Consider the following 22,803-nt stretch of genomic DNA (forward strand, 5'->3'; position numbering starts at 1 on the left):
CCTGGGGCGTCGCGGCTCGGCACTGGCACCACCGCTCAGCGGTGCCCGGTCTGCGGGCCCGGGGTGGATCGGGCTTGCCGTGTCGTGGGTGGCCGTGTCCGGCCCTCATGCCTCGATGGCACTGGCTACCTGGTCCTGGACCACGAAGCTGGCGCGGGTGTGGATGGGTGCGCCCGGGCGCCGGATATAGGGCACGACGCGGAAGTCGTTGCGCCACAACCGGTGGTCCAGGTCGACGCGCACGTATCCACGCTGCGCGTTGAAGAACTTCATGTCGGGATTGGCGGCCAGCAGACGGCGCCCGGTGTCATTCATGTCGGCGCCGTCGCCGGCGGAGGTGATCGACGTTCCCGAGAATTCCGACGCGACGACCGATGATTGCGGGTCGGCGTAGTCCCGGCGCAGGTCGGCGACGATGTTCTGGTGACGGTCGCCGGTGATCACCACCAGGTTGCGGACGCCGCGATCGGCTGCGGCGCCGAGGACGGTGTTGCGATCGGCGACGTATCCGTCCCACGAGTCGGAGGACACGACGGTGTCCGGGCCGGGGTCGTTGTCGGTCTGGCCCATCGCCACCTGATTGCCGATGATCTGCCAACGGGCCGGGGAGCCGGTGAATCCGTTGAGCAGCCAGTTACGTTGCTGTGCACCCAGTATCGTGCGGTCGGTGTCGAGCCGGTCGGCGCAGTCCGCGGTGACGTTTCCCCCGCAGGCCTGCCGGTCCCGGTATTGCCGGGTATCGAGCGTGGTGAGCTCCGCGAGATCACCGAACCGGTAGCGGCGGTGCAGGCGCATCCCCTCCCCGGAAGGCAGTTGGGTGAGCCGTAGCGGCTGGTGCTCGTACAGCGCCTGGAAGGCGGCAGCGCGGCGGCGGCGGAACAGTGCGGAGATTCGGTAGATATCGAAGCCCAGTCCCGGTGAATCGGCGGCCCAGTTGTTGTCGACCTCGTGATCGTCCATGGTCACGATCCAGGGAAACGCTGCATGGGCGTCGCGCAGCGGCTGCTCGGCTTTGTACTGGGCGTAGTGCAGCCGGTAGCTGGGCAGATCGACGGCTTCGCCGCGGTCGACTCCCATCGACATTCCCTCGCGGCCGCGCCTCCACCCGCGCTCGTAGATGTAGTCGCCCAGATGGACGACCAGATCGAGGTCCTCGTCGCTCATGTGCTCGTATGCGGTGTAGAAGCCCGAACTCCACGACTGGCAGGAGGCGAACGCGAACCGCATCCGCGCGGTGGGCTGCCCCGGAGCCGGGGCCGTGCGGGTCCGGCCCACCGGGGAGATCGCCGAGCCGGCACGGAATCGGTAGAAGTACCAGCGAGCGGGCTCCAAGCCGTGGATCGCCGGGTGCACGCTGTGGGCGAGTTCGCGGGTCGCGACCGCCGTACCGCGCGTCACCAGCTGCCGGAAGCTCTCGTCGTGCGCGACTTCGTATTCGACGGTCACCGGATCCCACCCCATGCCGCCGCGCCCGCCGGGGGCAAGGGGATCCGGTGCCAGGCGGGTCCACAGGACGACACCATCGGGTGTCGGATCTCCCGATGCCACACCGAGTCCGAACGGGTCTCCTCGCCACTGCGGCGCGGGCAACGGGGCGCTGCTCACCGCGGACGTACCCACCAGCAGCGCAGCCGATCCGGCCACACCTACTCGCAACAACTGCCGACGGGAGAGGGCCATACACCACGGTATATCCAGGCTCCGATCGGCGAGCCGGGCCCGGCCGATGGGCGACCCGGACGGGGTGTGGCCACCCTCTCCACCCTGAGTCCGAGAGCACCCGAGACGGCGACGGTACGGGCCGCCGGTAAGCGCACGTCGCGCACTTTCAGAGTGTTCTGAAGACGCTGTGCTCGCCGGCCGCGGAAGCGACTGCCCCGGATCTGGTCGACCTGACCCGTGAGGGATCCGCCCTCACGGTGGAAGGATGTTCGACCTGCCGGAACCGCATGCGGGACGCGGCCTGCCGCGCCCCGCATCGTTTGGACCTGACTACCGCCGGGGCGAAGTCCTAGTCGGCTCCCCAGGTCGCCGAGACGCCGCGGTCGCGCAGCCACTGGCTCGGGTCGAGCCGGTTGCCGCCTGCGTCCGAGACCTCGAAGTGCAGGTGCGGACCGGTCGACTGACCCCGGTTGCCGACGGTGGCGATCTGCTGACCCGCCGCGACCCGCTGGCCGACGTTGACGATGAACTCGTTGATGTGGCCGTACACGGTGACGGCGCCGTCGTCGTGGCGTACCCGCACCCACAACCCGAACCCGGAGGCCGGGCCCGCGGAGATGACCTCACCGTCGGCCGCGGACTGGATCGGGGTGCCGATCGGGGCCGCGATGTCGATGCCGCCGTGGTGTGCGCCCCAGCGGGGGCCGTAACCGGAGGACAGCGTGCCGGACACCGGCTGCACGGCGCGGGCCTTGAGCGGAGCGGGGGTGCCCGGGTTGACCGGTCCGGGCGTGCCGGGTGCGGGCGGTGCGGCCGGGAGGTCGGGCAGCTCGATCGCGGGCAGCTGAACACCGGCGGGCAGCAGGCCCGGTGGGATCTCGAGCGGGCGGGCGGCAGCGGACCCGGCGCCGAACTGCGCGCCGCCGATCAGGATGGCACCGGTCGCCGCGGCGACGGTCGCGATCTTCACGCGGCTGGTGATGGAATTTGAACGATCTGCCGTCCTGCGGTGTTTCGCCACAGTGTCTTACCTCGTCTTCGTTGGCTGGCCCGCGCTCGTGAGATTCGCGGCCTCGGACCCCCGTCGAGAAGGAAAGTAACAAAACGATATCGACCGCACAATCGTGACCTAATCGATATCTAAATATGATCTTGCTCGAATAAGAGCACGTCAGGGATCCGAACCCGGCCAATCTCTCCATCACGGGCAGATAACGACACTGGGACCGCGTCTCGGACACCCCGTCGAGCGGCACCGCGCAGGGCCGAGAAAACCGGCGCTGACCTCGACATTCGAGGGGTCGGCGACGGCGCGCAAGGCCGGCGCGACGACATCCCGCGCCGCGACGCGGGCCGCTTCACGGCCCGCCGGCAGCCGACACGCCGCCGACCACGGCAGATGTGATGGACGCCACATAGCCGGTCGTGTCCAGCGGGGCACTCGGACGGACGAGGGACCGGCGCGGCGATCCCGTCACCACGGCACCGGCGCACATCGCCGCGTCACATCGCCCTCGTCATCGACGAGTGCACGAGGACTGGAACCGGCGTGGGGTGGGAGCCGGGCCTGCCGACTCCCACCCCACGGTGTGGTGTCAGTGCTGCTCGAGGACTGGTTCCACCGCCGTGTCCGGCTGGGCCGTGCGCATCGACACGGCGATGACGCCCGCACCGGCCAGGGCGATGACGGCGGCGCCGATGAAGGCGGCGGAGAATCCGTTCGTCAGCTCGGGGAGGTCGCCGATCTGGTTGGCCCCGAACGAGGCGGCGACGGCGGTCATGGCCGCCAGACCGAGCGCCGAGCCGACCTGGTAACTGACGTTGACGATGCCCGACGCCAACCCGCCCTCCTCCGGACGGGCGGCGGAGATCGCCGTGCCCAAGGAGGGAATGAAGGCGAGCGACATACCTGCCGCGGCGACCAGGGAAGCCGGCAACACGTCGACCCAGAAATTGCCGGTGGGCCGCACCAAGGCCATCCACCCGAGCCCGATCGCGAGCACGATCAAACCGGTCACGATCATCGGTTTCGCCCCGAACCTCTGCATCGCCCGCGGCGCGATGACGATCATGCCGAGCATGATCAATGTGGTCATCGGCAGTAGTGCTGCGCCGGCGGGGAAGGCGCTGTACCCCAGGACCTGCTGCAGGTACAGGTTCAGGAAGAACCACATCGGGATCCACGCCGCACCGAGCAGCAACTGGGCGACGTTCGCTGAGGCAAGGTTGGGGGCGGTGAAGATCCCCAAACGCATCAGGGGTTCGCGGCGCCTCGACTGGATCAGTACGAACGCGCCCAGCAGCACCGCGGAAACGGCGAGGTACCCCCAGGTTTGACCCGCATCCCAGCCGACCTCGGGGGCCCGGACGATGGAGTAGACGGCAAGCGCCAGGCCGGCAGTGACGGTCAGTGCGCCGATGATGTCGATCGAACCGGATCGGACGGGGGCGTTGGGCATCAGCAGCGGTGTCGCGGCGAGTGCGATGATCGCGATGGGGATGTTGATGTAAAACACCCACGGCCAGCTGAGGTATTCGGTGATCACCCCACCGAGGAACACACCGGCGGTGCCGCCCGCGGGCGCGGCGGCGCCGTAGACGGCGAGGGCTTTGGTCAATTCCTGCTGGGTGGAACCGAACAGCATCATCAGCAGAGTCAGCGCGGAGGGCGCGATCAGAGCGGCGCCGGCGCCTTGAACGGCGCGTCCGGCCAGCTCGGTGCCGACGTTGCCGGCGGCGCCGGCGGTGATCGATCCGACGAGCAGAACCAACCAGCCGGTGGCGAAGATGCGTCTGGCGCCCCACAGGTCGGACAGGCGACCGCCGAGCAGGAGTAGTCCACCGAAGGCGATGACGTAGGCGTTGAACACCCAGGTCAGGTTCTCCTGGGAGAAGCCGAGGTCGGTCTGCATTTTCGGTAGCGCAATGCCAATGATGGAGGTGTCCATGATGACCATGAACTGGGCTGCGGCGATCAGCGCCAGCGCCCACCACTTGCGTGTGGATGAAGCCTGAGTGGACATGACGATCCGTCCTTACGGGTAAGGGGTATCTATCGGGATGTGGGCCAAACGAAGTGCAGTGGCGCTGCCTACCCCCAACATCGAGGCCTCATCCCTTGGGGCACTGCAGGCATCATGGCGCCGCTGGATCTTTCGGGTCGATACCCGCCCTCTGTGCACATCGTTGCCCTCCTGGAGGCTGCTCGAACTCTCTGTGGATAATTCGATACCATAGGGGGGTATAGTAGAGGGCGCAAGAGGCACCCTGATGTCGCCGAAACCGTTTCGGCCGCAAGCCCGGCCGTGCCGCGGCAAGACGTCCGGTGGATGGCCGTTCGAGCCCCTTCTGATTTTCATCAGGGGTCCAAGGCGCACCATCGGGGGGTATGCAGCAAGGGGGCGGGTACGGCAACCCCTGGCATTGCATACCATAGGGGGGTATGGTAAATCTGTAGATGGGTCGCGACGACCTCGATCGAACTCCGAACGAACCGAAGAAAGAAGGACATCGATGAGCACCACCACCGTCACCGTCACCGGAATGACCTGCGGCCACTGCGTCTCCTCGGTCCGCGAGGAGATCGGCAACATCCCCGGCGTCACCGCCGTGGATGTCGACCTCGCCAGCGGCCGGGTCGATATCGACTCCGACACCCCGATCGAGCAGGCAGCGCTCGCCCAGGCCGTCGACGAGGCCGGCTACCAGCTCGCCGGCTGACCTGCCGAAACTCGAGACCCGGACAGGAGATTCCCCACGATGAACGCATCGTCGAAGTTCGCCGGATTCACCGTCGGCCTGGCCGCGGTCTTCGCCCTCGCCCTCGGGGCCGGGGCCGCCTTCGGTCCCGAGGACGCCGCACCGGCAGACACGCACGACACCTCAACTCACGACGCCGGATCCGTGTCCACCTCGGACGCACCGGCCGCCGATCAGACACCTGGAGGACTGATGGTCACCGACAGCGGTTACACCCTGGCACTGGACACCGCGCAGGTTCCCGCCGGCGCCGACGTGCCGCTGCGGTTCCGCATCCTCGGTGCCGACGGGCAGCCGGTCACCCGCTACGTCGACAGCCACGACAAGCAACTGCACCTGATCGCGGTGCGCCGCGACATGGCCGGCTTCCAGCACGTGCACCCGGCACTCGACGCCGCCGGAACCTGGAGCGTGCCGCTCGATCTGACCCGCGCCGGGGCGTACCGGGTGTTCGCCGACTTCACCCCCGCCGGCGGTGACGGCCTGACCCTGGGCGCCGATCTGCAGGTCGCCGGCGCCTACGATCCGCAGCCCCTGCCCCCGGCGGCGGCTTCGGCCGTGGTCGACGGTTACACCGTCACCTTGGGCGGCACCCTCACCCCAGGTCAGGCGTCGAAGGTCACGCTGTCGGTGAGCCGGGACGGGCAGCCCGTCACGGATCTGCAGCCCTACCTCGGGGCGTACGGGCACCTCGTTGCCCTGCGGGCCGCCGACCTCGGCTACCTGCACGTGCACCCGGACGGCCACCCCGGCGACGGGGTCACCACGCCCGGTCCGGGTATCGACTTCTTTGTCACCACCCCGAGCGCGGGCGACTACCGCCTGTTCCTGGACTTCCAGCACGATGGAGTGGTGCGGACCGCCGAGTTCACGCTGACCGGCGGGCAGACCCCCGCCGCGGTTCCCGCCGCCCCGGAGCCGATGCCCGCCGGGCACGGACACTGACCTACCACCACGCCCCGAGAGGAGGAACGATGAATCCCGTCACGCAGCACCCGACCGCCGACGGCCAGGTCGAGCTCGAAATTGGTGGCATGACCTGCGCCTCGTGCGCGAACCGGATCGAGAAGAAGCTCAACAAGCTCGACGGCGTCACCGCCACGGTGAACTACGCCACCGAAAAGGCACGCGTCAACTACGTCGGCGATGTGTCGACCGAGGATCTCGTGGCCACCGTCGAGCAGGCCGGCTACACCGCCAAGGTCCCCACGCCACCCTCCGCCTCCACCGGCACCGACGCCCCCGCCGCAGAGCAGGACCCGACCGCATCGTGGCGCCAGCGGCTGCTGATATCGCTGGTGCTGTCCGTGCCGGTGATCGCCATGGCCATGGTTCCGGCCCTGCAGTTCCCGAACTGGCAGTGGCTCTCACTGACCCTCGCCGCCCCCGTGGTGGTGTGGGGTGCGTGGCCGTTCCACAAGGCCGCCTTCACCAACCTGCGGCACGGCACCTCCACCATGGACACCCTCATCTCCATGGGCACCATCGCCGCCCTCGGCTGGTCGCTGTACGCCCTGTTCTGGGGCACCGCCGGAATGACCGGCATGACCCACCCGTTCGAGCTGACCATCTCCCGCAGCGACGGCGCCGGCAACATCTACCTCGAGGCCGCCGCCGGCGTCACCACCTTCATCCTCGCCGGCCGCTACTTCGAGGCCCGCTCCAAGCGGCGCGCCGGTGCCGCCCTGCGGGCCCTGCTCGAACTCGGCGCCAAAGAGGTCTCGGTGCTGCGGAACGGCGTCGAACAGCGCATCGGCATCGATCAGCTTGCCGTCGGGGACGAGTTCGTCGTCCGCCCCGGGGAGAAGATCGCCACCGACGGTGTCGTCACCGAAGGCTCCTCCGCGGTCGACGCGTCGATGCTGACCGGCGAATCCGTGCCCGTCGAGGTCGGACCCGACGACCAGGTCGTCGGCGCCACCGTCAACGTCGGCGGCCGGATCGTGGTCCGCGCCAACCGAATCGGATCGGACACCCAGCTTGCGCAGATGGCGAAACTCGTCGAGGACGCCCAGACCGGCAAGGCGCAGGCCCAACGGTTGGCCGACAAGATCTCCGGCGTCTTCGTCCCGATCGTCATCGCCCTGGCCGTTGCGACGCTCGGCTTCTGGATCGGCACCGGCGGCGGAGTCGCGGCCGCATTCACCGCCGCCGTCGCGGTGCTGATCATCGCCTGCCCCTGCGCCCTCGGGCTGGCCACCCCGACCGCGTTGATGGTCGGCACCGGCCGCGGCGCCCAGCTCGGCATCCTGATCAAGGGACCCGAGGTGCTCGAATCGACCCGCCGCGTCGACACCGTGGTGCTCGACAAGACCGGCACCGTCACCACCGGCAAGATGACCCTGCTCGATGTGATCACCGCCGACGGCGAAGACACCGCGCAGGTGCTGCGCCTGGCCGGGGCCCTCGAGGACTCCTCCGAGCACCCCATCGCCCAGGCCATCGCCAAGGGCGCACGCGACAGGGTCGGCACCCTGCCCCCGGTGGAGCAGTTCGCCAACATCGAGGGCCTCGGCGTGCAGGGCATGGTCGACGAGCACGCGGTGGTCGTCGGACGGGCCCGGTTGCTCGCCGACTGGGCGCAGCATCTGCCCGCCGGTCTCGACGCCGCCATGGCGGCGGCCGAATCGGAGGGCAAGACCGCCGTCGCGGTCGGCTGGGACGGGCGGGCCCGCGCGGTGCTCGTCGTCGCCGACGCGGTGAAGGCCACCTCGGCCGAGGCGATCACACAGCTGCGGAATCTGGGTCTGACGCCGATCATGCTCACCGGCGACAATGCGGCCGCTGCCCGGGCGATCGCCGATCAGGTCGGCATCGACGAGGTGATTGCCGAGGTGCTGCCCGCGGACAAGGTGGACGTGGTCAAGCGGCTCCAGGATCAGGGCAAGGTCGTCGCGATGGTCGGCGATGGTGTCAACGACGCCGCCGCCTTGGCGCAGGCCGACCTCGGTCTGGCTATGGGCACCGGCACCGACGTGGCGATCGAAGCGAGTGATCTGACGCTGGTCCGCGGTGACCTCCGTGCGGCGGCGGACGCGATTCGGTTGGCCCGCAAGACGCTGGGCACGATCAAGGGCAACCTGTTCTGGGCCTTCGCCTACAACGTGTCCGCCCTGCCCCTGGCCGCCGCCGGGTTGCTCAACCCGATGCTGGCCGGTGCGGCGATGGCGTTCTCGTCGGTGTTCGTGGTCAGCAACAGCCTGCGACTACGCCGGTTCAAATCCCTCGCCGGATAACCGCGGGCAGGAAAGCATCCAGGGTGTGGGGTGGGCGGCGCGTGCAGACGCCCACCCACCCCAAACCCCTTCACCCTGTGCAGTCCCGAAAGGAGAGGACCATGTCCTCGGTGACAACAACGCTGATGCGGTTCACCTGGCATCCCGCGACCCGGGCGGTGGCCAGGTGCGCGGTGATGTGCGCCGCGGCGGCGGTCGGCCGACGACTCGACGGCCCGACCCCGCCGCCACATACCCCGGGCGGGCATAATCGGGGGTGCTCGACATGATCGTCGGATACCAGGAGGACACCATGGCCACCACTCCCACCCCCGCGGCCACCCAGGCGCCCGCCGAGACCGACGGACACGACCACGCCGCGCACGGCTACATCACCGAAAAGGACGCCTACCTCAAGCGCCTCAAGCGCATCGAAGGCCAGGCCCGCGGACTGCAGCGGATGGTCGAGGAAGACAAGTACTGCATCGACATCCTCACCCAGGTCTCCGCGATGACCAAGGCATTGCAGGCCGTCGCCATGGGCTTGCTCGAGGACCACCTCAGTCACTGCGTGGTCGACGCCGCCGTCGCCGGCGGTCCCGAAGCCGAAGCGAAGATCAAAGAGGCCACCGACGCGATCGCCCGGCTCGTCCGCTCCTGAGACGAGCCGAGCTCACCCGTTGTAGTCCAGCCGGGACATCATGCCCGGTTCCTGATGATCCGTTGTGGCAGTAGATCATCCAGTGTCCGCGACCAGCCCCAGCTGTGTGAGAGCGTATCGGCCGAACGATGTGTCCGTGCCGGTGCATGGAATGCCCATCGTGGCCAAGTTCGTGAATGTCAGGTGGGGCCCGTCGACCTTCACGGATCGTCAATGGGGCTGGGTGTGATCGTAGGGGCGATCGTTGATGGTCCAGGCGTAGCCCTTTGCCCAGAGATCGGCCGCCAAGATGACCTCCTGTGAAGCCCCGTTCGTGTACCACCCATGACCACGCACGAACCCTCTGCTGGGGATCCCCAGACGTGCATGCTGAGCGTGGATCTTGGGCCATGGGGCGTGGCGGCCGCCTGGTGGGTGGGGCGAAGGTCGCGCACCGTAGCACCGTCGCGAAGCTCTGCGACACGACGAAGGCCCCTCCAAATGGGAGGGGCCGTTCGTGGGTCATGGGCGTGCAAAGCTGGAAACCGCTTGGCGGGGCTGCCTACAGGGGTCCTTACGCCCCGGAGACCTCCCGACCTCCTGCACGACCACTTCCCTCGGCTACTGCCTCGGGCACCACATCATGTCGGTCAGTGTTGTCAGCAAACGACATATGCGCCTGACGTGGCGCCTCAAACAGGTTGTTCACGGGCCGAGACGGCGCGCGCGACGGATGTGGCAGTTCTAGCCGAGTATCGCCTCACATGGGCGGCATAGTCATCATCGGCGGCATTATGCCCATCATGCGCATACACATCATCATCATGTCCATCATGGTCATTCCCATTCTCCTCACCTCCTTCTCGGATCGGGTGGCGGTGTCGTGGCTACATCGGGCGGTGGGTCTCGTCGAGAGATCAGTGCAGGGCCGATGACCGGTCACCGCCTCAACTGTCGTAGTCGAGGCGGGTCATCATCCCTGACTCCTGGTGGTAAGCGTTGTGGCAGTGCAGCATCCAGTCACCGGGATTGTCGGCGACCAGGTCCACCGCGACCGAACGCATCGGCGGCACGATGACGGTGTCCTTGCGCGGGCCTGGGGTGCCGTCGGGTTTGACGACCCGGAAGGTGTGCCCGTGCAGGTGCATCGGATGCCACATCATCGTCATGTTCGTGAAGGTCAGGCGGGCATATTGGCCTTGCCGGATCGTCAATGGCTCGGTCTGGTCGTAGGGGCGGCCGTTGATGGTCCAGTCGTAGCCCATCATGTTCCCGCCGAGATCCGCCGCGAGGTTCACCTCCGGTCGCCCCGGGGGGAGCAGGACGGTGTCGGCGGCGACGAAGGTGTCCACGGTCCCGACCCGGCCGTCGAGTTCGCGGGGCTGGAATGCCGGGTCGGGTGCGGCGCCGGCGCCGGTGCGCAGCAAGGCTAGGGCGTGCGCGTTCTTGCCTTCGGCCGCCGCGACAAGGGGGAAGATCCCGTCCCCGGCGGTGACGATCACGTCGTAGCGTTCACCCATGCCGAGCAGGAGGGCGTCGACGTCGACCGGGGTGATCGGGTAGCCGTCGGTGTGGGTGACGGTCATGGTGTGCCCGGCCAGGGCGATGCGGAAGGCGGTGTCGGCGCCGGCGTTGATGATGCGGACCCGCAGGCGCTGGCCGGGTGTGGCTGTGAACGTCGTCGGTGCGGTCGGGAGTCGCCCGTTGATCAGGTAGTGCGGGTAGACGATGTCGCCGGCGTCGCCGCCCAGGAGGCTGCTGGTGCCCACCCCGTTCGACGTCGCACTCGAGGTGGGGGCGCCGGATCGATCCGAGCCACCGCCCATTCCTCCCATCCCGGGCATGTTCCCCATGCCGCCTGGTCCGCCCATCGATCCCATCCCACCCGATTGCAGGTTCGAGAGGATCTGCCGGGGGCCGGGGCCGATACCGTCGGTCCAGTCGTCGAGGACGACGATCCATTCGGCGTCGTATTTTCCGGGTTCGTTCGGGTCGTCGACGATGACGGGCAGGTATAGCCCGTAGTCGGTGTCGAGGCCGACGTGCGGGTGCGCCCAGTAGGTGCCCGCATGCGGCACCGAGAAACGGTAGGTGAAGCGTTGACCCGGTCCGATGTCGGGGCTGGCGGGGCTGGCCCCGTCCATGTCGTTTCGCAGCGCAATGCCGTGCCAGTGCACCGAGGTCTCGTGGTCGAGGCCGTTGGTAAGGGCGACAGCGACCTCGTCGCCGACGTTGGCCCGAATCGTCTTCCCGGGAACGGTGTTGCCGTAGGCGAGGGTGCGCACCTGTATCCCGCCGAGGTCGATGTCGGTGGTCTGCGGGGCCAGTACGGCGTCGACGGTGCGGCCGGTGTGCGACCGTGCCGCCTCGGCCGCCGAGACGGCGTTCGCATCGACCGGATGAGGTCCGGAAAACGGTGATCCGCGGGTACAGGCAGACACTGCGAGGCCGCCCAGTCCTGCGGCGGCGGCGAGGAGGAAGGTGCGCCGACTCAGTCCGGCACCGTACTCAGGCACGTCCGCCCCCTATCCTTTCCAGGCCCTGAGCAGATCGCTCACGTGTCACTGCCGGGCGCGCAATTCGTCCCTACGGAGGCGGTATTCTCCGGCGTCGATCTCACCTCTAGCGAATCGTTCGTCGAGAATTTCCCGGGCCCGAGAGTCGGGATCGAAGGGCGCGGTGCGGTCCGTGCGCATGCTGCGGAACAGTGCCAACACCCCGGCCACAACCAACCCCCAGAACGCAACCATAACCACGACCATCAGTACCCAGCCGCCCCAGCCCATTCCGTCGTTCCACCACATCATGGCTGTTCACCTTTCGTTGCTCTCCAGCGTGGTGTCGGATCGCGGTGAATCGATGAGGGTTCTGTGTAGTTTTCCTGAAGATATGGGCAGTTCAGGGTGACCCGCACCGGACCGGGAGGACACCGGCGACGATGGAGACCATGAACCACACGCCACACCTCCCGCCCGACAGCGCCGCCGGATATCGGGCCTTGGTGGTCGACGACGAGCGCCCGCTGACCGCGGTCGTCGCCAGCTACCTCGAACGGGAGAACTTCGAGGTCGCCGTCGCCTACAACGGCGTCGATGCGCTCGCTCGCGCCCGGGAAATCGACCCCGACGTCGTGGTCCTCGACCTCGGGCTGCCGGGCATGGACGGAATCGAGGTGTGCCGGGCACTGCGGACGTTCTCCGATGCCTACGTGGTGATGCTGACCGCCCGCAACGCCGAAATGGACACCATCATCGGATTGTCCGTCGGCGCCGACGACTACGTCACCAAACCGTTCAGCCCCCGGGAGCTGGTGGCCCGCATCCGCGCCATGTTGCGACGGCCCCGGAAGGCCCCGGCATACGAGACGCCGCCCACCGCGCCGGGCGGGAGTGAGGCACCCCCGCGGGTATTCGGGGCGATGAGGATCGACGTCGCGGGCCGGGAGGTCCATCTCGGCGACCGCCCGGTGGTATTGACCCGCACCGAGTTCGACGTTTTGGCGGCGTTGTCGTCCCGGCCGGGTATGGCATTTAGCCGGCGCCAGTTGATCGAGGCCGTGTGGGGGGAGTCTTGGGTTGGTAACGAGCACCTCGTGGATGTGCATGTCGGCCACCTGCGCCGCAAATTGGGAGACGACCCCGCCGCGCCCCGGTACGTCACCACCGTCCGCGGCATCGGGTACCGGATGGGGACCGGGCAATGACCTCGCGTCAGGTTCGCCCGGGCACCGTCGGCCTCGGTCCGGTGCACAGCCGTGGCCCCGGCCTCGGCGTGCGGCTGCTGCTGGCGCAATCGCTGGTCCTGGTTGCGGGCGCCGCCACCTGTTGGGTGGTCGCGGTGTTCGCCGGCCCCCCACTGTTCCGCGAGCACCTGCACCGCGCCGGGGTACCGGCCTCGTCCGACGAGCAGTTCCACGCCGAGCAGGCGTACCGCTCCGCCACAGCCATTTCCCTGGCGGTCGCCCTCGGAGTGGCCTCCCTGGCCGCGTTGATGGTGACCTGGTATTTCAGTCGGCGCCTGCAACGGTCGTTGACCGAGGTGTCGTCCGCGGCGACCGCGGTGGCCAATGGGCGCTACGCCATTCGGGTGACTCCCCCGCACCTGGGGGACGACTTCGACGCACTCGCCGAGGCGTTCAACCGGATGGCCGCCGGGCTCGAATCGGTCGAGACCACCCGTCGCCAACTCCTCGGGGACCTCGCCCACGAAATCCGCACCCCGGTGTCGGTACTCGAGGCGTACATGGAGGCACTCGAGGACGGGGTCGAGACCTTGGATGCCGACACAATCATCATGCTGCGCGACCAGACCCGCAGGCTGGTCCGTTTCTCCGACGATGTCCGCAGTCTCTCCCATGCGGAAGAGAGCCGGACCTCGATCGAGCCCACCTCGGTGGACCCCGCCGCACTGCTCTCGACTGCGCTCGCCGCCGCGGCGGACCGCTACACCGCGAAGCAGGTGTCACTGACCTCTCGGGTTCCCGCGCACCTTCCCCGCCTGTGGGCCGACCCGGAGCGGCTCGGCCAGGTGCTGGGCAACCTGCTCGACAACGCCTTGCGGCACACCCCCCGGGGCGGCCGGGTGGAGGTGACCGCGCAACAGCGACCCGAGCTGCTGGTGATCGAGGTGACCGACACCGGCGACGGGATCTCCGCCGAGCACCTTCCGCACCTGTTCGAGCGGTTCTACCGTGTCGATGCGGCACGCGACCGCGAACACGGCGGCGCCGGGATCGGACTGGCGATCGCCAAGGCGCTCGTCGAGGCGCACGGCGGCCACATCACCGCCCGCAGTGACGGCCCCGGAACTGGCAGTACCTTTACCATCACCTTCCCCCTCCGCCCGGATCAGCGATGAGGAAATACTCGGTGCCCGCGATCGCCCGGCACCGGCTCGCGCACGCCCGCAGCGCGAGCCGAGCGGACGGAGCGCGGAAACTGTCTATGTGGTCACGAGCACCGGCTGCGCCGGACTCTCATCGCGCTCACCCCGGGCCGGCGATTAGCTATTAGCCGATGTTCCCATCCGCGGCGAGGCCGCCGTGTACATCATGTGCGGTCGGGTCCGGGCTGACGGCAGTGTCCGCCACGTCGATGCGGCGGCGGGCGATCTGGTGACGATCACCGCGGCGCGTCCTCCCCAGGTCGAGGCGGTGACCCGCGTCAGTCCTCGTGCTCACCGGCGCGAAACGTTCCTGATGCCCCGGGGAGGGCGCGCTGAGGGTGGATCAGGTGGGTGGGTCGGCCAGGGAGTATCCGGCCTCGTCGACGGCGTGACGTACCTGCTCGAGCGGCAGTGGCCGGCTGCTGGTGACCCTCACCCGTGAGTCGCCACCGGGAACCAGGTCGATGTCGACGTTCGTCACTGCATCGAGACGGTCGAGTTCCTCGGTGACCGCTTTCACGCAATGCGCGCAGGTCATGCCGGAGATGTGGTAGCTCGCGGTGGTGCTCACTGCGTTCTCCTCGGACGAGGTCATCGTCGGGTGTTCGACTCCACGAAGCCGGGGTGTCACAGCGAGGCCAGGATGTTCTGCATCGTGGTGATTTCCTGCTGTTGGGTGTCGGCGATGGTGCGTGCCATCGCGACGGCGTCGGGATATTGACCGGAGTCGATTTCGGTCTGCGCCATGGCGATCGCGCCCTGGTGATGGGTGATCATCTGTGTGAGGAAGAGCCGGCTGGCGTCCACGCCCTGAGCATTCTGCAGTGCGGACATGTCCTCGGCGGACATCATTCCGCTCATTCCCATCCCGCTATCGCCCGGCATCTCCATGCCCGGCATCGACATCGGCATGCTCTGACCCGGAGTCATCATCCCGGACGTGGACATCGGCATGCTCTGACCCGGAGTCATCATCCCGGACGTGGACATCGGCATGCTGGACTGTCCCCACTCGGTCAACCAGCCCTGCAGCCGCTCGATCTCCGGGCCTTGAGCTGCCTTGATCTGATTCGCCAGATCGGTCACCCGGGGGTCGATACCGTCCTTGGCAAGCACGACATCGCTCATCTCGATCGCCTGCGCGTGATGCGGAATCATCTGCTGCGCGAACGTCACGTCCGCCTGGTTGTGGGTCTCGGCGGAGGCCGTCGTGGCGGTGACGCTCGCCGCGGTATTGCTCTGCGTGGCCTGATCGTTGTTGGAGTTGCTACAGGCGGTCAACGCGACTAGAGCTGCAACCGTGGCTGCGCTGGCGGTGAGGGACTTCTTCTTCATGACAGGGGAATTCCTTTCTCACAGTGCACACACATGCTCATCACGCGAGACGTCGGGCAGTTGTGCAGTGGGGGCCAAGCGTTCACGCCCGCACTCGCCGGAAATCGCGCGAGGCCGTCGAGCTCCATGACCTTGGCGGCCTGACAGATTCCAAGCACCTGGGCGCGCGCCGGCTCGGCGGGCTGGCCGGGTCGCCAATTCTGCGCCATGCCCTTCGATGACAGATTTGCAGTCAGGACCGCACGAGACGTGCGATGGCGTTGGAGGCCTCTGCGATCTTCACGTCGGCCTCGACGCGATCGCCGGCCGCGGCGGCATCGGCCACACAGTGGCTGATGTGCTCCTCGAGCAGGCCCAGCGCCACGGCCTGGAGGGCCTTGGTCATCGCGGAGATCTGGGTGAGGATGTCGATGCAATACTTCTCTTCGTCGACCATCCGTTGAAGGCCGCGGGCCTGTCCTTCGATGCGCCGCAGGCGCGCGAGGTAGGCACCCTTGGACTGGATGTGGCGATGGCTGGCCTCGGGGGGTTCGGTGCTCACTGCCGACTCCTCTCGCCAGCCCGCGTTCTCCACCTCCCAATATACCCTCCTCCGGTATAATTGGTGATTGCGGCCGCAGGGGCCGATTCAGCGGCCGAGTCGCCGGTGGTGGATCGCTCACCGCACGCCGCGGGCGCACAATCCCGGTCGGTTTTCGTCGGCACTGCGACACATCCACTCCTTGCCTTATCCCACCTCGATCAACCCGACGGCGCCCTGCACCCGTCTCTCGTTCAAGACTGTCAGTTCATTGCCGGTTCAGGCCGAGGATTTCTGTGAAGATTCGCTGAAGAAGCTTTACCTCCATGGCGGGTGGTGGCGCGGCGACGCGCAAATACGAGCGGCTGGGCACCGACCGTCACGTCGTTCGATGCGAGGATTGGCACCTCACCTCGGACAAATTCATCCGAACGCTGTTCGGCGACAATCTCATCGGATTGGCGGCAGATCAGTGCGACGGGCAGACTCCTGCGGCCGACGTCATGTCGGTGGCCGTTCGGTATCAGAGCTCGCTGACACCGCGGGTGAGTAAGCAGACGCCCGGCCGTCCTGGATCGGTACGGTCGTGGCACAGAGATTCGGGGCCAATATCCGCGATCGCGGCAGCATCACCCGGTCATCCCTGCAGCCGACGACCCCCGGTAGTCACCAGTAATCACCGGAATCGGCGGTTCAAATCTTCCTCGGTGATCAAACGATAGATGACGTACAGCGAGAACCACGTGATGAGCAAAGCAGCGAAAACCAACAAAACCTCGTAGAAGAGGACCACGATCCCATCCTAGAACGTGGCCGCGGGCGACGAAATCGGCTGGCGCGTGCCTCCCGGATTGAAGTGCAGATGACCAGACCTCCAGGTCGGGTCGGGGCGGGCAAATCCTGCCCAATTCGACCGAGGAAGCGGTAGTGGTTTCGGCGTCTTCACCAACACTCGATGACCCAGACTATTGAGGTGGTGCGCGAACGAGTCCGGTTGGGCGGTGAGTTCGGGCGCGCAAGCTCGCCGCGCTGTCCTCGTCGACGCAATTACAGTGTCACTATGACAGCAGCGGCACGTGCCGGTCCTGCGGACAGCTCGGCTACCGGCTGTGACGGAGTTCTCTCGCGGTGCGACCGGTCTCGGCTGGCCCGAACCCGGCGTCGAGGTTGTGATGCTCACGGGTGACAACGACGCCACCGCGCGACGAATCCCCGGGCAGCCAGCCGAGACGGCCATCGACCAAGCACAGAGCGGCCGATCCTGGTGTGGAGGGGCGCAGCCGACCCCGCCGGGGAGCTGGAATCTGGTCTATGACCGGTTCGACCTCGCCCAGGAAGCAACCCGGGAGGCGCTGTGCACGCTGGGGAACGGGTATTGGGCCACCCGCGGCGCGGTACCCGGAAGCACCGCCGACGCAGTCCACTACCCGGGCACCTACCTGGCCGGAATCTACAATCGACTCACCACCGCCCTCGATGGGAACACCGTTGAGACCGAACATTTGGTCAATGCCCCGGACTGGACTTTCCTGACCGTCCGCGTCGGAGACGGTCCGGTTCTGTGTCCGGGATCGCCAGAGATGCTCAGCTACCGCCAGGATCTTGATCTGCGTACCGGTGTGCTGACTCGCACCCACCGGTACCGCGACACTGCGGGCCGCACGACCCGGGTCACCTCCCGGCAGTTTCAGTCTCTGACCGAAACCCATCTGGCCGCACTGGAGCTCATCCTCGAAGCCGAAGACTGGTCCGGTGAGATGACCGTCGAGTCCGCCGTGAACGGAGCGGTGGCAAACCGCAACGTGGCAGCGGACCGTGCGCTCGCCCACGAACATCTGGTCCCGGTTCGCTCCGTGGAACTGGACGGTGAAACGGTGCTGTACGAGGCGGTGACCAACCAGTCCCGGATCAGCATCGCGACTGCGGCACGGACCCGCGTGGGCGCCACAGACACGGTCGTCGACCGCCGGCTGATCGCCGAACGGGCCCGCGCAGGGCACACCATGACGCTCAGCCTCGGCCGCGGCATCCCGGTCACGCTGGAAAAGATTGTCGCCGTGGCGACTTCCCGGGATCGCGCCGCCTCCACGGCCGCCCTGGACGTCGGCAACCGGATCGGCCGGGCACCCGGATTCGGGGAGCTGCTCGGCGCCCAGGAAAACGCCTGGGCCGCACTGTGGGAGCGGTTCGGGGTCGACCTTGAGACGGGTACGCGGCAGTCGCTGGCGCTGAATCTGCACATCTTTCACGTACTGCAAACCGTCGCGGCAGCTGACACAGACCTCGATGCGGGCCTGCCCGCGCGGGGACTGCACGGTGAGGGCTACCGCGGCCACATCTTCTGGGATGAACTCTTCGTCTATCCCATGTTGACCTTGCGCCGGCCCGAACTGACGCGCTCCTTCCTGCTCTACCGGTACCGGCGCCTGGACGCGGCCCGCGCGGCCGCCCGCGCCGACGGCCTGAACGGTGCAATGTTTCCCTGGCAGTCCGGCAGCGACGGCCGGGAGGAAACCCCCGCCGAGCTCTTCAACGTCCGCAACGGGGTGTGGATGGCGGACAACTCCCGCAGGCAGCGGCACGTCGGATTGGCCGTGGCCTACAGCGTGTGGCAGTACTTTCAGGCCACGGCCGACACCGGGTTCCTCGCCGAGTACGGTGCCGAAATCCTCGTGGAGGTCGCCCGACTTTTCACCAGCCTGGCCGTTCACAATCCCGCGGATGACCGATTCGACATCAGTGGCGTGATGGGACCGGACGAGTACCACGACGGGTACCCGGACGCACCGGGTCAGGGTCTGCGCAACAACGCCTACACCAACGTGCTGGCCGCCTGGGTGCTCGCCCGGGCCGAGGACGCGGTGGACCTGCTGGCCTGTCGCGACTGCGACCCGCTCTGGCGCCGGTTGCAACTGAAGCCAGAGGAGCCCGCACACTGGAACCGCATCAGCAGGCGACTGCGCGTACCCTTCCACGACGGTGTCCTCAGCCAGTTCGAGGGCTACGAGGCGCTGGAGGAATTCGACTGGGACGCCTACCGGGCGCGCTACGGCAATATCGGCCGACTGGACCTGATCCTGCAGGCCGAAGACGACACCACCAACAGGTACCGGCTCTCCAAACAGGCCGATGTCCTGATGCTTTTCTACCTGTTCTCCGCCGAAGAACTCCGCACCGTGTTCGAACGCCTCGGGTACACGCTGCCGCCGGAACTCATCCCCCGTACGGTCCAGTACTATCTCGCGCGCACCAGCCACGGCTCGACCTTGAGCAGACTGACCCACGGCTGGGTTCTGGCCCGGACCGACCGGCCACGATCGTGGTCGCTGTTCGAGCAGGCTCTGGAGGCGGATCTGGCCGACACCCAGGGCGGGACCACTCATGAAGGTGTCCACCTCGGAGCCATGGCTGGAACCGCCGATATGGTGATCCGTTGTTACGGCGGGGTGGAAACCCGGCAGGACGCCCTCTGGCTTCATCCGGTCCTGCCCGCCGAACTGACCGAGGCGACGTTCCGGTTCAGTTATCGGGGACAACCGATCAGCATCGGCCTGACCCAGGACCGGGCGCGGATCCGACTGTATCCCTGCTCGGCCGGACCGGTCCGGCTCTGCGTCGAAGGAATCGAGAAGACGCTGACCCCCGGCGAGGTCTGGGAAGTAGACCTGCCGTCGGCGGCGGCCGCCCACGCACTGCCCGAACCTGGCGCCGACCCTACCGCTCCGATGTTGCGGGACTAACTGAGCCGACCCATGCGTCGCCGGCTACCTCCCCCGCCCTGGCCGTCACCACGGTGGTCCGGGAGCGTCGGGATCCTTTGCGGATGCCCGGTCGTGTCCGGAGCCGGACGGATGGATCGGCTCGGCGAGCAGGGTGAGCAGCATATCGATCACCATGGCGGTCATCGAGCCGAGGCCAGTCAGCTCCGGACTCGGCGGGTCCGGTACACCGTCTCGGTCATGACCTGGATGGGTGAGCTGTCGCAGCGGCACGTCATGGACCGAGGTGACTTCGGCGAGGTTGACCGGTCGGGTGTACTCCGGGCGAGCGGACCAACCGAGCACGGGGGTGACCAAGAACCTGGTCTCTGGCTCGGCGAGTGCGGGCAGCACGCCGAGGATCTGCACGCTGCCCGGGTCCAGTCCGATCTCCTCGCCGGCTTCCCGCAAGGCGGTAGCCACCGGGCCGTCATCCTGCGGGTCCCGGACGCCGCCGGGAAACACGCGCCGGCCAGGGTAGTCCCGCAGGTCCGGAGCACGCGTGGTGAGCAGTATCTGCGGGCCAGTAGGTCCATCGGTGAGCAGCACGAGCACCGCAGCGGGCCGGAGCGTGATCGGCTTCGGCGGCGGTGGCTCGTACTGCCGGTAGCGGCGGATTGCTGCCGCAAGCCGGGCGGCCCACTCCGGGAGGGTCTGCGAGGATGACGGTTGGTCACCGGGCGGGTCACCGGGCGAGTCCTGGCTGTCGGCGCTGGTCCAGCCGATCAGCCCGGACCGCACGTTGAGCGTCGCGATACCGGGAGCGGTGTCCGGCGAGGCGACCACCCGGGTCTGCTGCCCCAGACCGGGGTGACCGAACAGGGCGCGGGCCGAGCGGTGCGGGGCGGGGTCGCCGCTTCGGGCCCAGTCGGCGGGGTTGTTCGCCAGGGCGATGATGGCCTGTCCCGAGCCGACCAGGTGCGCGACCTGACCGGTGAAGGGCGCCAGGCTCTCGCTCATCGCCGGCACCAGCACCAGGTTGGCTCCGGTCTCGGCGAGGGTGTGCACCGCCTCCGGATTGAGCAGGTCCCGGCAGATTGCGATCACGAGATGCCATCCGTCGGCGGTGACGTACACGCGCAATTCCGGCCAACCCTGCGGCTGAATGTCCTCCAGGATCGGCTGCTCGGCGGGCGAATGTTTGTCGTGTGTCAACGGCTGGTCGTGCCCGCGGACCCAAGCGATGGCGGTATTGCGCCGCCGAGGCGGCGAACCATCGACGTGATGGTAGCTGCCGGCGACCAGGAGCCGGGGGCCGTCCTCGCGGCGGACCCAGTCCTGCAGGTGTCGGGCCAGCGACTCGGTGACGCACAGTTCGGGCAGCACGATGATGGAGGCACCAGCGGCGGCGGCCCGGCCGATGAGCTGATCGAGGTGGCGGCGCTGCCGATCGAGGTCTGTCGGCTGCACCGGGAAGGTCGGCTGCGTCGAGTCGCGGGGCAGAGTGAATTCGGTCAGGGCTCGGTTGGGGTGGCAGGTGGCAACGATCGTGTCGGCGGTGACCAGACCGGGCAGGGCGTCGAAGAGGCTGTAGTCGAACACGATCCGAAACTGTGTCACCCACCCTCCGGCCAGCCGGACCCGGCGAGTCTCATCCAGCCGGTTCGCCAGCCGCCAGGGTGGCGAGGTGGGCCGCATGTCCATCACTGCGCGGATGTCGGGGCCGCCCAGAGGAACTGGATCACCCACCCCGGGCTGGTAGGGGCTGCGTCTGCGGAACGACTCGGTGACGCACTGCCGATAGTGGTCGTCGAGGTACTGCGCGAGCGCGTGAGCGATCACCACCGGTGCCGCCCCGTCGACCGGTCGCAGCGCTTCGGCCAGGGTTTGGCGAACCGGCGCGTCCAAGGTCGCGGCAGCCGGGCCGGACCCGACTGCCGTACGGAGCGGGGCGAGCACGTTCGCGACCGTCGCCCGGATGCCCGGGGAGCCCGCCTGCGCCCACAGCACACGATGCTCATCACGACACAGGTGCAGCAGGTGGGTCAACGTCACCAGCGGATCCGGCTCGTGGTGGACCGCCTCGCGCAGAGCCGCCAGCCGCTCGGCGGGGGAATGCAGTTGAGCCACGCACGGTGTGCACGGCTCACCACCCGGGTCGAATCCATTTCCGATCCCTGCCGGTCCGGATCCGGCCGCGCGGGATCGGTCGCGGCGAGTCATGCCGATACCCGGAGCATGTGGACTACGACCACGCGCGGCGTGGTCACCGCGTCCGGTCGCGGACTGGCGAGCGTTGGCGAAGCCTGTTCCACAGTCGCCCTTTCTGATCAGAGGTGGCCGAGTCCCAGTTTGATGCAACAGGAAACATCTGCGGGCGACCGCGGACACGGCCGGCACGTGTACGCGGCCGTCAAAGTTCGACAGTCGGGATGCTATCGATGGTGCGACATGCCACCGAGATGTGCGCCGTGATCTGCGGAGGCAGTACTGCACCTGTCGCCATGGAGCGAGAAGATCGTGGTCTGTCACTCGTCGATATGCCTGCGGGCAAGCGAACCAGCCGCTGTTCTCCGATGACCTGTTGCCGGCGGGTGCTCGACGTGACTTCTACCTGACTGCAGGGGTTTCCCGTCCCGGTCGGACGATCAGTACCGGGCAGGTGGCGTGGTGGACGATCTGGGTGGACACCGACCCGAGAAGCAGTCCGGTGAACCCTCCCCGGCCGCGGGAGCCGACGACAAGCAGGTCCGCATCCTGGGCGGCCTCTAGTAGAACGGAGGCGGGAAGCCCCTGGAGGACCTCTCCGCTGATGTGGACGCCCTCGGTGGGAACACCTTTCAATGCTTCGCTCTGGGTCTGGTGTGCGACGCGCTCGAACGATTGGTGCTCCCAGATCAGTCCGTCCATGCCGGTCGCCGCGGTCGGATACTGCCACCCGGTCACCACTCGTACCTGGCCGTGGTGCAGACGGGCTTCGGTCACCGCCCATTCGAGGGCGGTCAGCGACTGGGTCGACCCATCCACGCCGACCACGACTTGAAATATGTCGTTGCTGCTCACCCGCTGCGCCTTTCTCTCGGTTCTAGG

19 protein-coding genes are annotated in these 22,803 nt (G+C 67.7%); 8 read left to right on the forward strand and 11 right to left on the reverse strand.

Annotated elements, in window-relative coordinates; translation table 11 throughout:
• Window positions 1-105 precede the first annotated feature (105 nt).
• The 3 genes from CJ179_RS48300 to CJ179_RS48310 form a co-directional block, all read right to left on the reverse strand.
• Window positions 106-1,680: an alkaline phosphatase gene (locus CJ179_RS48300; RefSeq protein WP_095866228.1), complete on the reverse strand. Its 1,575-nt coding sequence runs from the start codon at window positions 1,678-1,680 to the stop codon at window positions 106-108.
• Window positions 1,681-2,011: 331 nt separating this feature from the next.
• Window positions 2,012-2,683 (reverse strand): M23 family metallopeptidase, encoded by a 672-nt coding sequence (locus tag CJ179_RS48305; RefSeq protein WP_095866229.1) that lies wholly within the window; start codon window positions 2,681-2,683, stop codon window positions 2,012-2,014.
• Window positions 2,684-3,257: 574 nt separating this feature from the next.
• Entirely contained in the window at window positions 3,258-4,685 is a 1,428-nt protein-coding gene (locus CJ179_RS48310; protein WP_095866230.1) for an MFS transporter, read from the reverse strand.
• Between the two features lie 490 nt (window positions 4,686-5,175).
• On the opposite strand from CJ179_RS48310, the gene CJ179_RS48315 reads away from it, so the two are divergent.
• The 5 genes from CJ179_RS48315 (at window position 5,176) to CJ179_RS53595 (ending at window position 10,211) form a co-directional block, all read left to right on the forward strand.
• The gene (locus tag CJ179_RS48315) at window positions 5,176-5,382 is read left to right on the forward strand and encodes a heavy-metal-associated domain-containing protein (RefSeq protein WP_054246308.1); all 207 of its coding nucleotides are present in this window, start codon (window positions 5,176-5,178) and stop codon (window positions 5,380-5,382) included.
• A 39-nt stretch (window positions 5,383-5,421) separates the two neighbouring features.
• Window positions 5,422-6,366 (forward strand): hypothetical protein, encoded by a 945-nt coding sequence (locus CJ179_RS48320; protein WP_095866231.1) that lies wholly within the window; start codon window positions 5,422-5,424, stop codon window positions 6,364-6,366.
• Between the two features lie 29 nt (window positions 6,367-6,395).
• Complete coding sequence (locus CJ179_RS48325; RefSeq protein WP_095866232.1) at window positions 6,396-8,657, forward strand: cation-translocating P-type ATPase; 2,262 nt, start codon at window positions 6,396-6,398, stop codon at window positions 8,655-8,657.
• Between the two features lie 292 nt (window positions 8,658-8,949).
• Window positions 8,950-9,297, forward strand: coding sequence for a metal-sensitive transcriptional regulator (locus CJ179_RS48330; RefSeq protein WP_054246320.1), 348 nt, complete (start codon window positions 8,950-8,952; stop codon window positions 9,295-9,297).
• Between the two features lie 782 nt (window positions 9,298-10,079).
• Complete coding sequence (locus CJ179_RS53595; protein WP_257016351.1) at window positions 10,080-10,211, forward strand: hypothetical protein; 132 nt, start codon at window positions 10,080-10,082, stop codon at window positions 10,209-10,211.
• 12 nt (window positions 10,212-10,223) lie between these two features.
• Here CJ179_RS53595 and CJ179_RS48335 read toward each other — a convergent pair whose 3' ends face one another.
• Together CJ179_RS48335 and CJ179_RS48340 are read right to left on the reverse strand one after the other, a co-directional pair.
• The gene (locus CJ179_RS48335) at window positions 10,224-11,792 is read right to left on the reverse strand and encodes a multicopper oxidase family protein (protein WP_095866233.1); all 1,569 of its coding nucleotides are present in this window, start codon (window positions 11,790-11,792) and stop codon (window positions 10,224-10,226) included.
• 45 nt (window positions 11,793-11,837) lie between these two features.
• Window positions 11,838-12,083 carry an SHOCT domain-containing protein gene (locus CJ179_RS48340; RefSeq protein WP_095866234.1) on the reverse strand — a complete coding sequence of 82 codons (246 nt, stop codon included), beginning with the start codon at window positions 12,081-12,083 and terminating at the stop codon, window positions 11,838-11,840.
• A 131-nt stretch (window positions 12,084-12,214) separates the two neighbouring features.
• Here CJ179_RS48340 and CJ179_RS48345 point away from each other — a divergent pair, with 131 nt between their 5' ends.
• Both CJ179_RS48345 and CJ179_RS48350 read left to right on the forward strand, forming a co-directional pair.
• Window positions 12,215-12,979 (forward strand): response regulator transcription factor, encoded by a 765-nt coding sequence (locus tag CJ179_RS48345; protein WP_054246302.1) that lies wholly within the window; start codon window positions 12,215-12,217, stop codon window positions 12,977-12,979.
• Window positions 12,976-14,133 carry a cell wall metabolism sensor histidine kinase WalK gene (locus tag CJ179_RS48350; protein ID WP_095866235.1) on the forward strand — a complete coding sequence of 386 codons (1,158 nt, stop codon included), beginning with the start codon at window positions 12,976-12,978 and terminating at the stop codon, window positions 14,131-14,133. The genes CJ179_RS48345 and CJ179_RS48350 overlap by 4 nt, the downstream gene beginning before the upstream one ends.
• Before the next feature lie 151 nt (window positions 14,134-14,284).
• Here CJ179_RS48350 and CJ179_RS51980 read toward each other — a convergent pair whose 3' ends face one another.
• From CJ179_RS51980 to CJ179_RS48365, 4 genes are all read right to left on the reverse strand, one after another.
• The gene (locus tag CJ179_RS51980) at window positions 14,285-14,455 is read right to left on the reverse strand and encodes a hypothetical protein (RefSeq protein WP_164709518.1); all 171 of its coding nucleotides are present in this window, start codon (window positions 14,453-14,455) and stop codon (window positions 14,285-14,287) included.
• A 48-nt stretch (window positions 14,456-14,503) separates the two neighbouring features.
• Entirely contained in the window at window positions 14,504-14,731 is a 228-nt protein-coding gene (locus tag CJ179_RS48355; RefSeq protein ID WP_373560200.1) for a heavy-metal-associated domain-containing protein, read from the reverse strand.
• Between the two features lie 56 nt (window positions 14,732-14,787).
• Window positions 14,788-15,495 carry a DUF305 domain-containing protein gene (locus CJ179_RS48360; RefSeq protein ID WP_095866236.1) on the reverse strand — a complete coding sequence of 236 codons (708 nt, stop codon included), beginning with the start codon at window positions 15,493-15,495 and terminating at the stop codon, window positions 14,788-14,790.
• Between the two features lie 232 nt (window positions 15,496-15,727).
• The gene (locus tag CJ179_RS48365) at window positions 15,728-16,036 is read right to left on the reverse strand and encodes a metal-sensitive transcriptional regulator (RefSeq protein WP_283293343.1); all 309 of its coding nucleotides are present in this window, start codon (window positions 16,034-16,036) and stop codon (window positions 15,728-15,730) included.
• A gap of 1,088 nt (window positions 16,037-17,124) precedes the next feature.
• Between CJ179_RS48365 and CJ179_RS48370 the strand changes: the two genes are divergently transcribed.
• The gene (locus CJ179_RS48370; RefSeq protein ID WP_240482803.1) at window positions 17,125-19,755 is read left to right on the forward strand and encodes a glycoside hydrolase family 65 protein; all 2,631 of its coding nucleotides are present in this window, start codon (window positions 17,125-17,127) and stop codon (window positions 19,753-19,755) included.
• A gap of 45 nt (window positions 19,756-19,800) precedes the next feature.
• Here the strand turns inward: CJ179_RS48370 and CJ179_RS48375 are convergent, their stop codons facing one another.
• Entirely contained in the window at window positions 19,801-21,843 is a 2,043-nt protein-coding gene (locus tag CJ179_RS48375) for an NUDIX domain-containing protein (protein WP_257016352.1), read from the reverse strand.
• A 480-nt stretch (window positions 21,844-22,323) separates the two neighbouring features.
• Window positions 22,324-22,776, reverse strand: coding sequence for a universal stress protein (locus CJ179_RS48380; RefSeq protein WP_063786598.1), 453 nt, complete (start codon window positions 22,774-22,776; stop codon window positions 22,324-22,326).
• Window positions 22,777-22,803 lie beyond the last annotated feature (27 nt).

The sequence above is a fragment of the Rhodococcus sp. ACS1 genome (assembly GCF_002300155.1).
Taxonomy (GTDB): domain Bacteria; phylum Actinomycetota; class Actinomycetes; order Mycobacteriales; family Mycobacteriaceae; genus Rhodococcus_F; species Rhodococcus_F koreensis.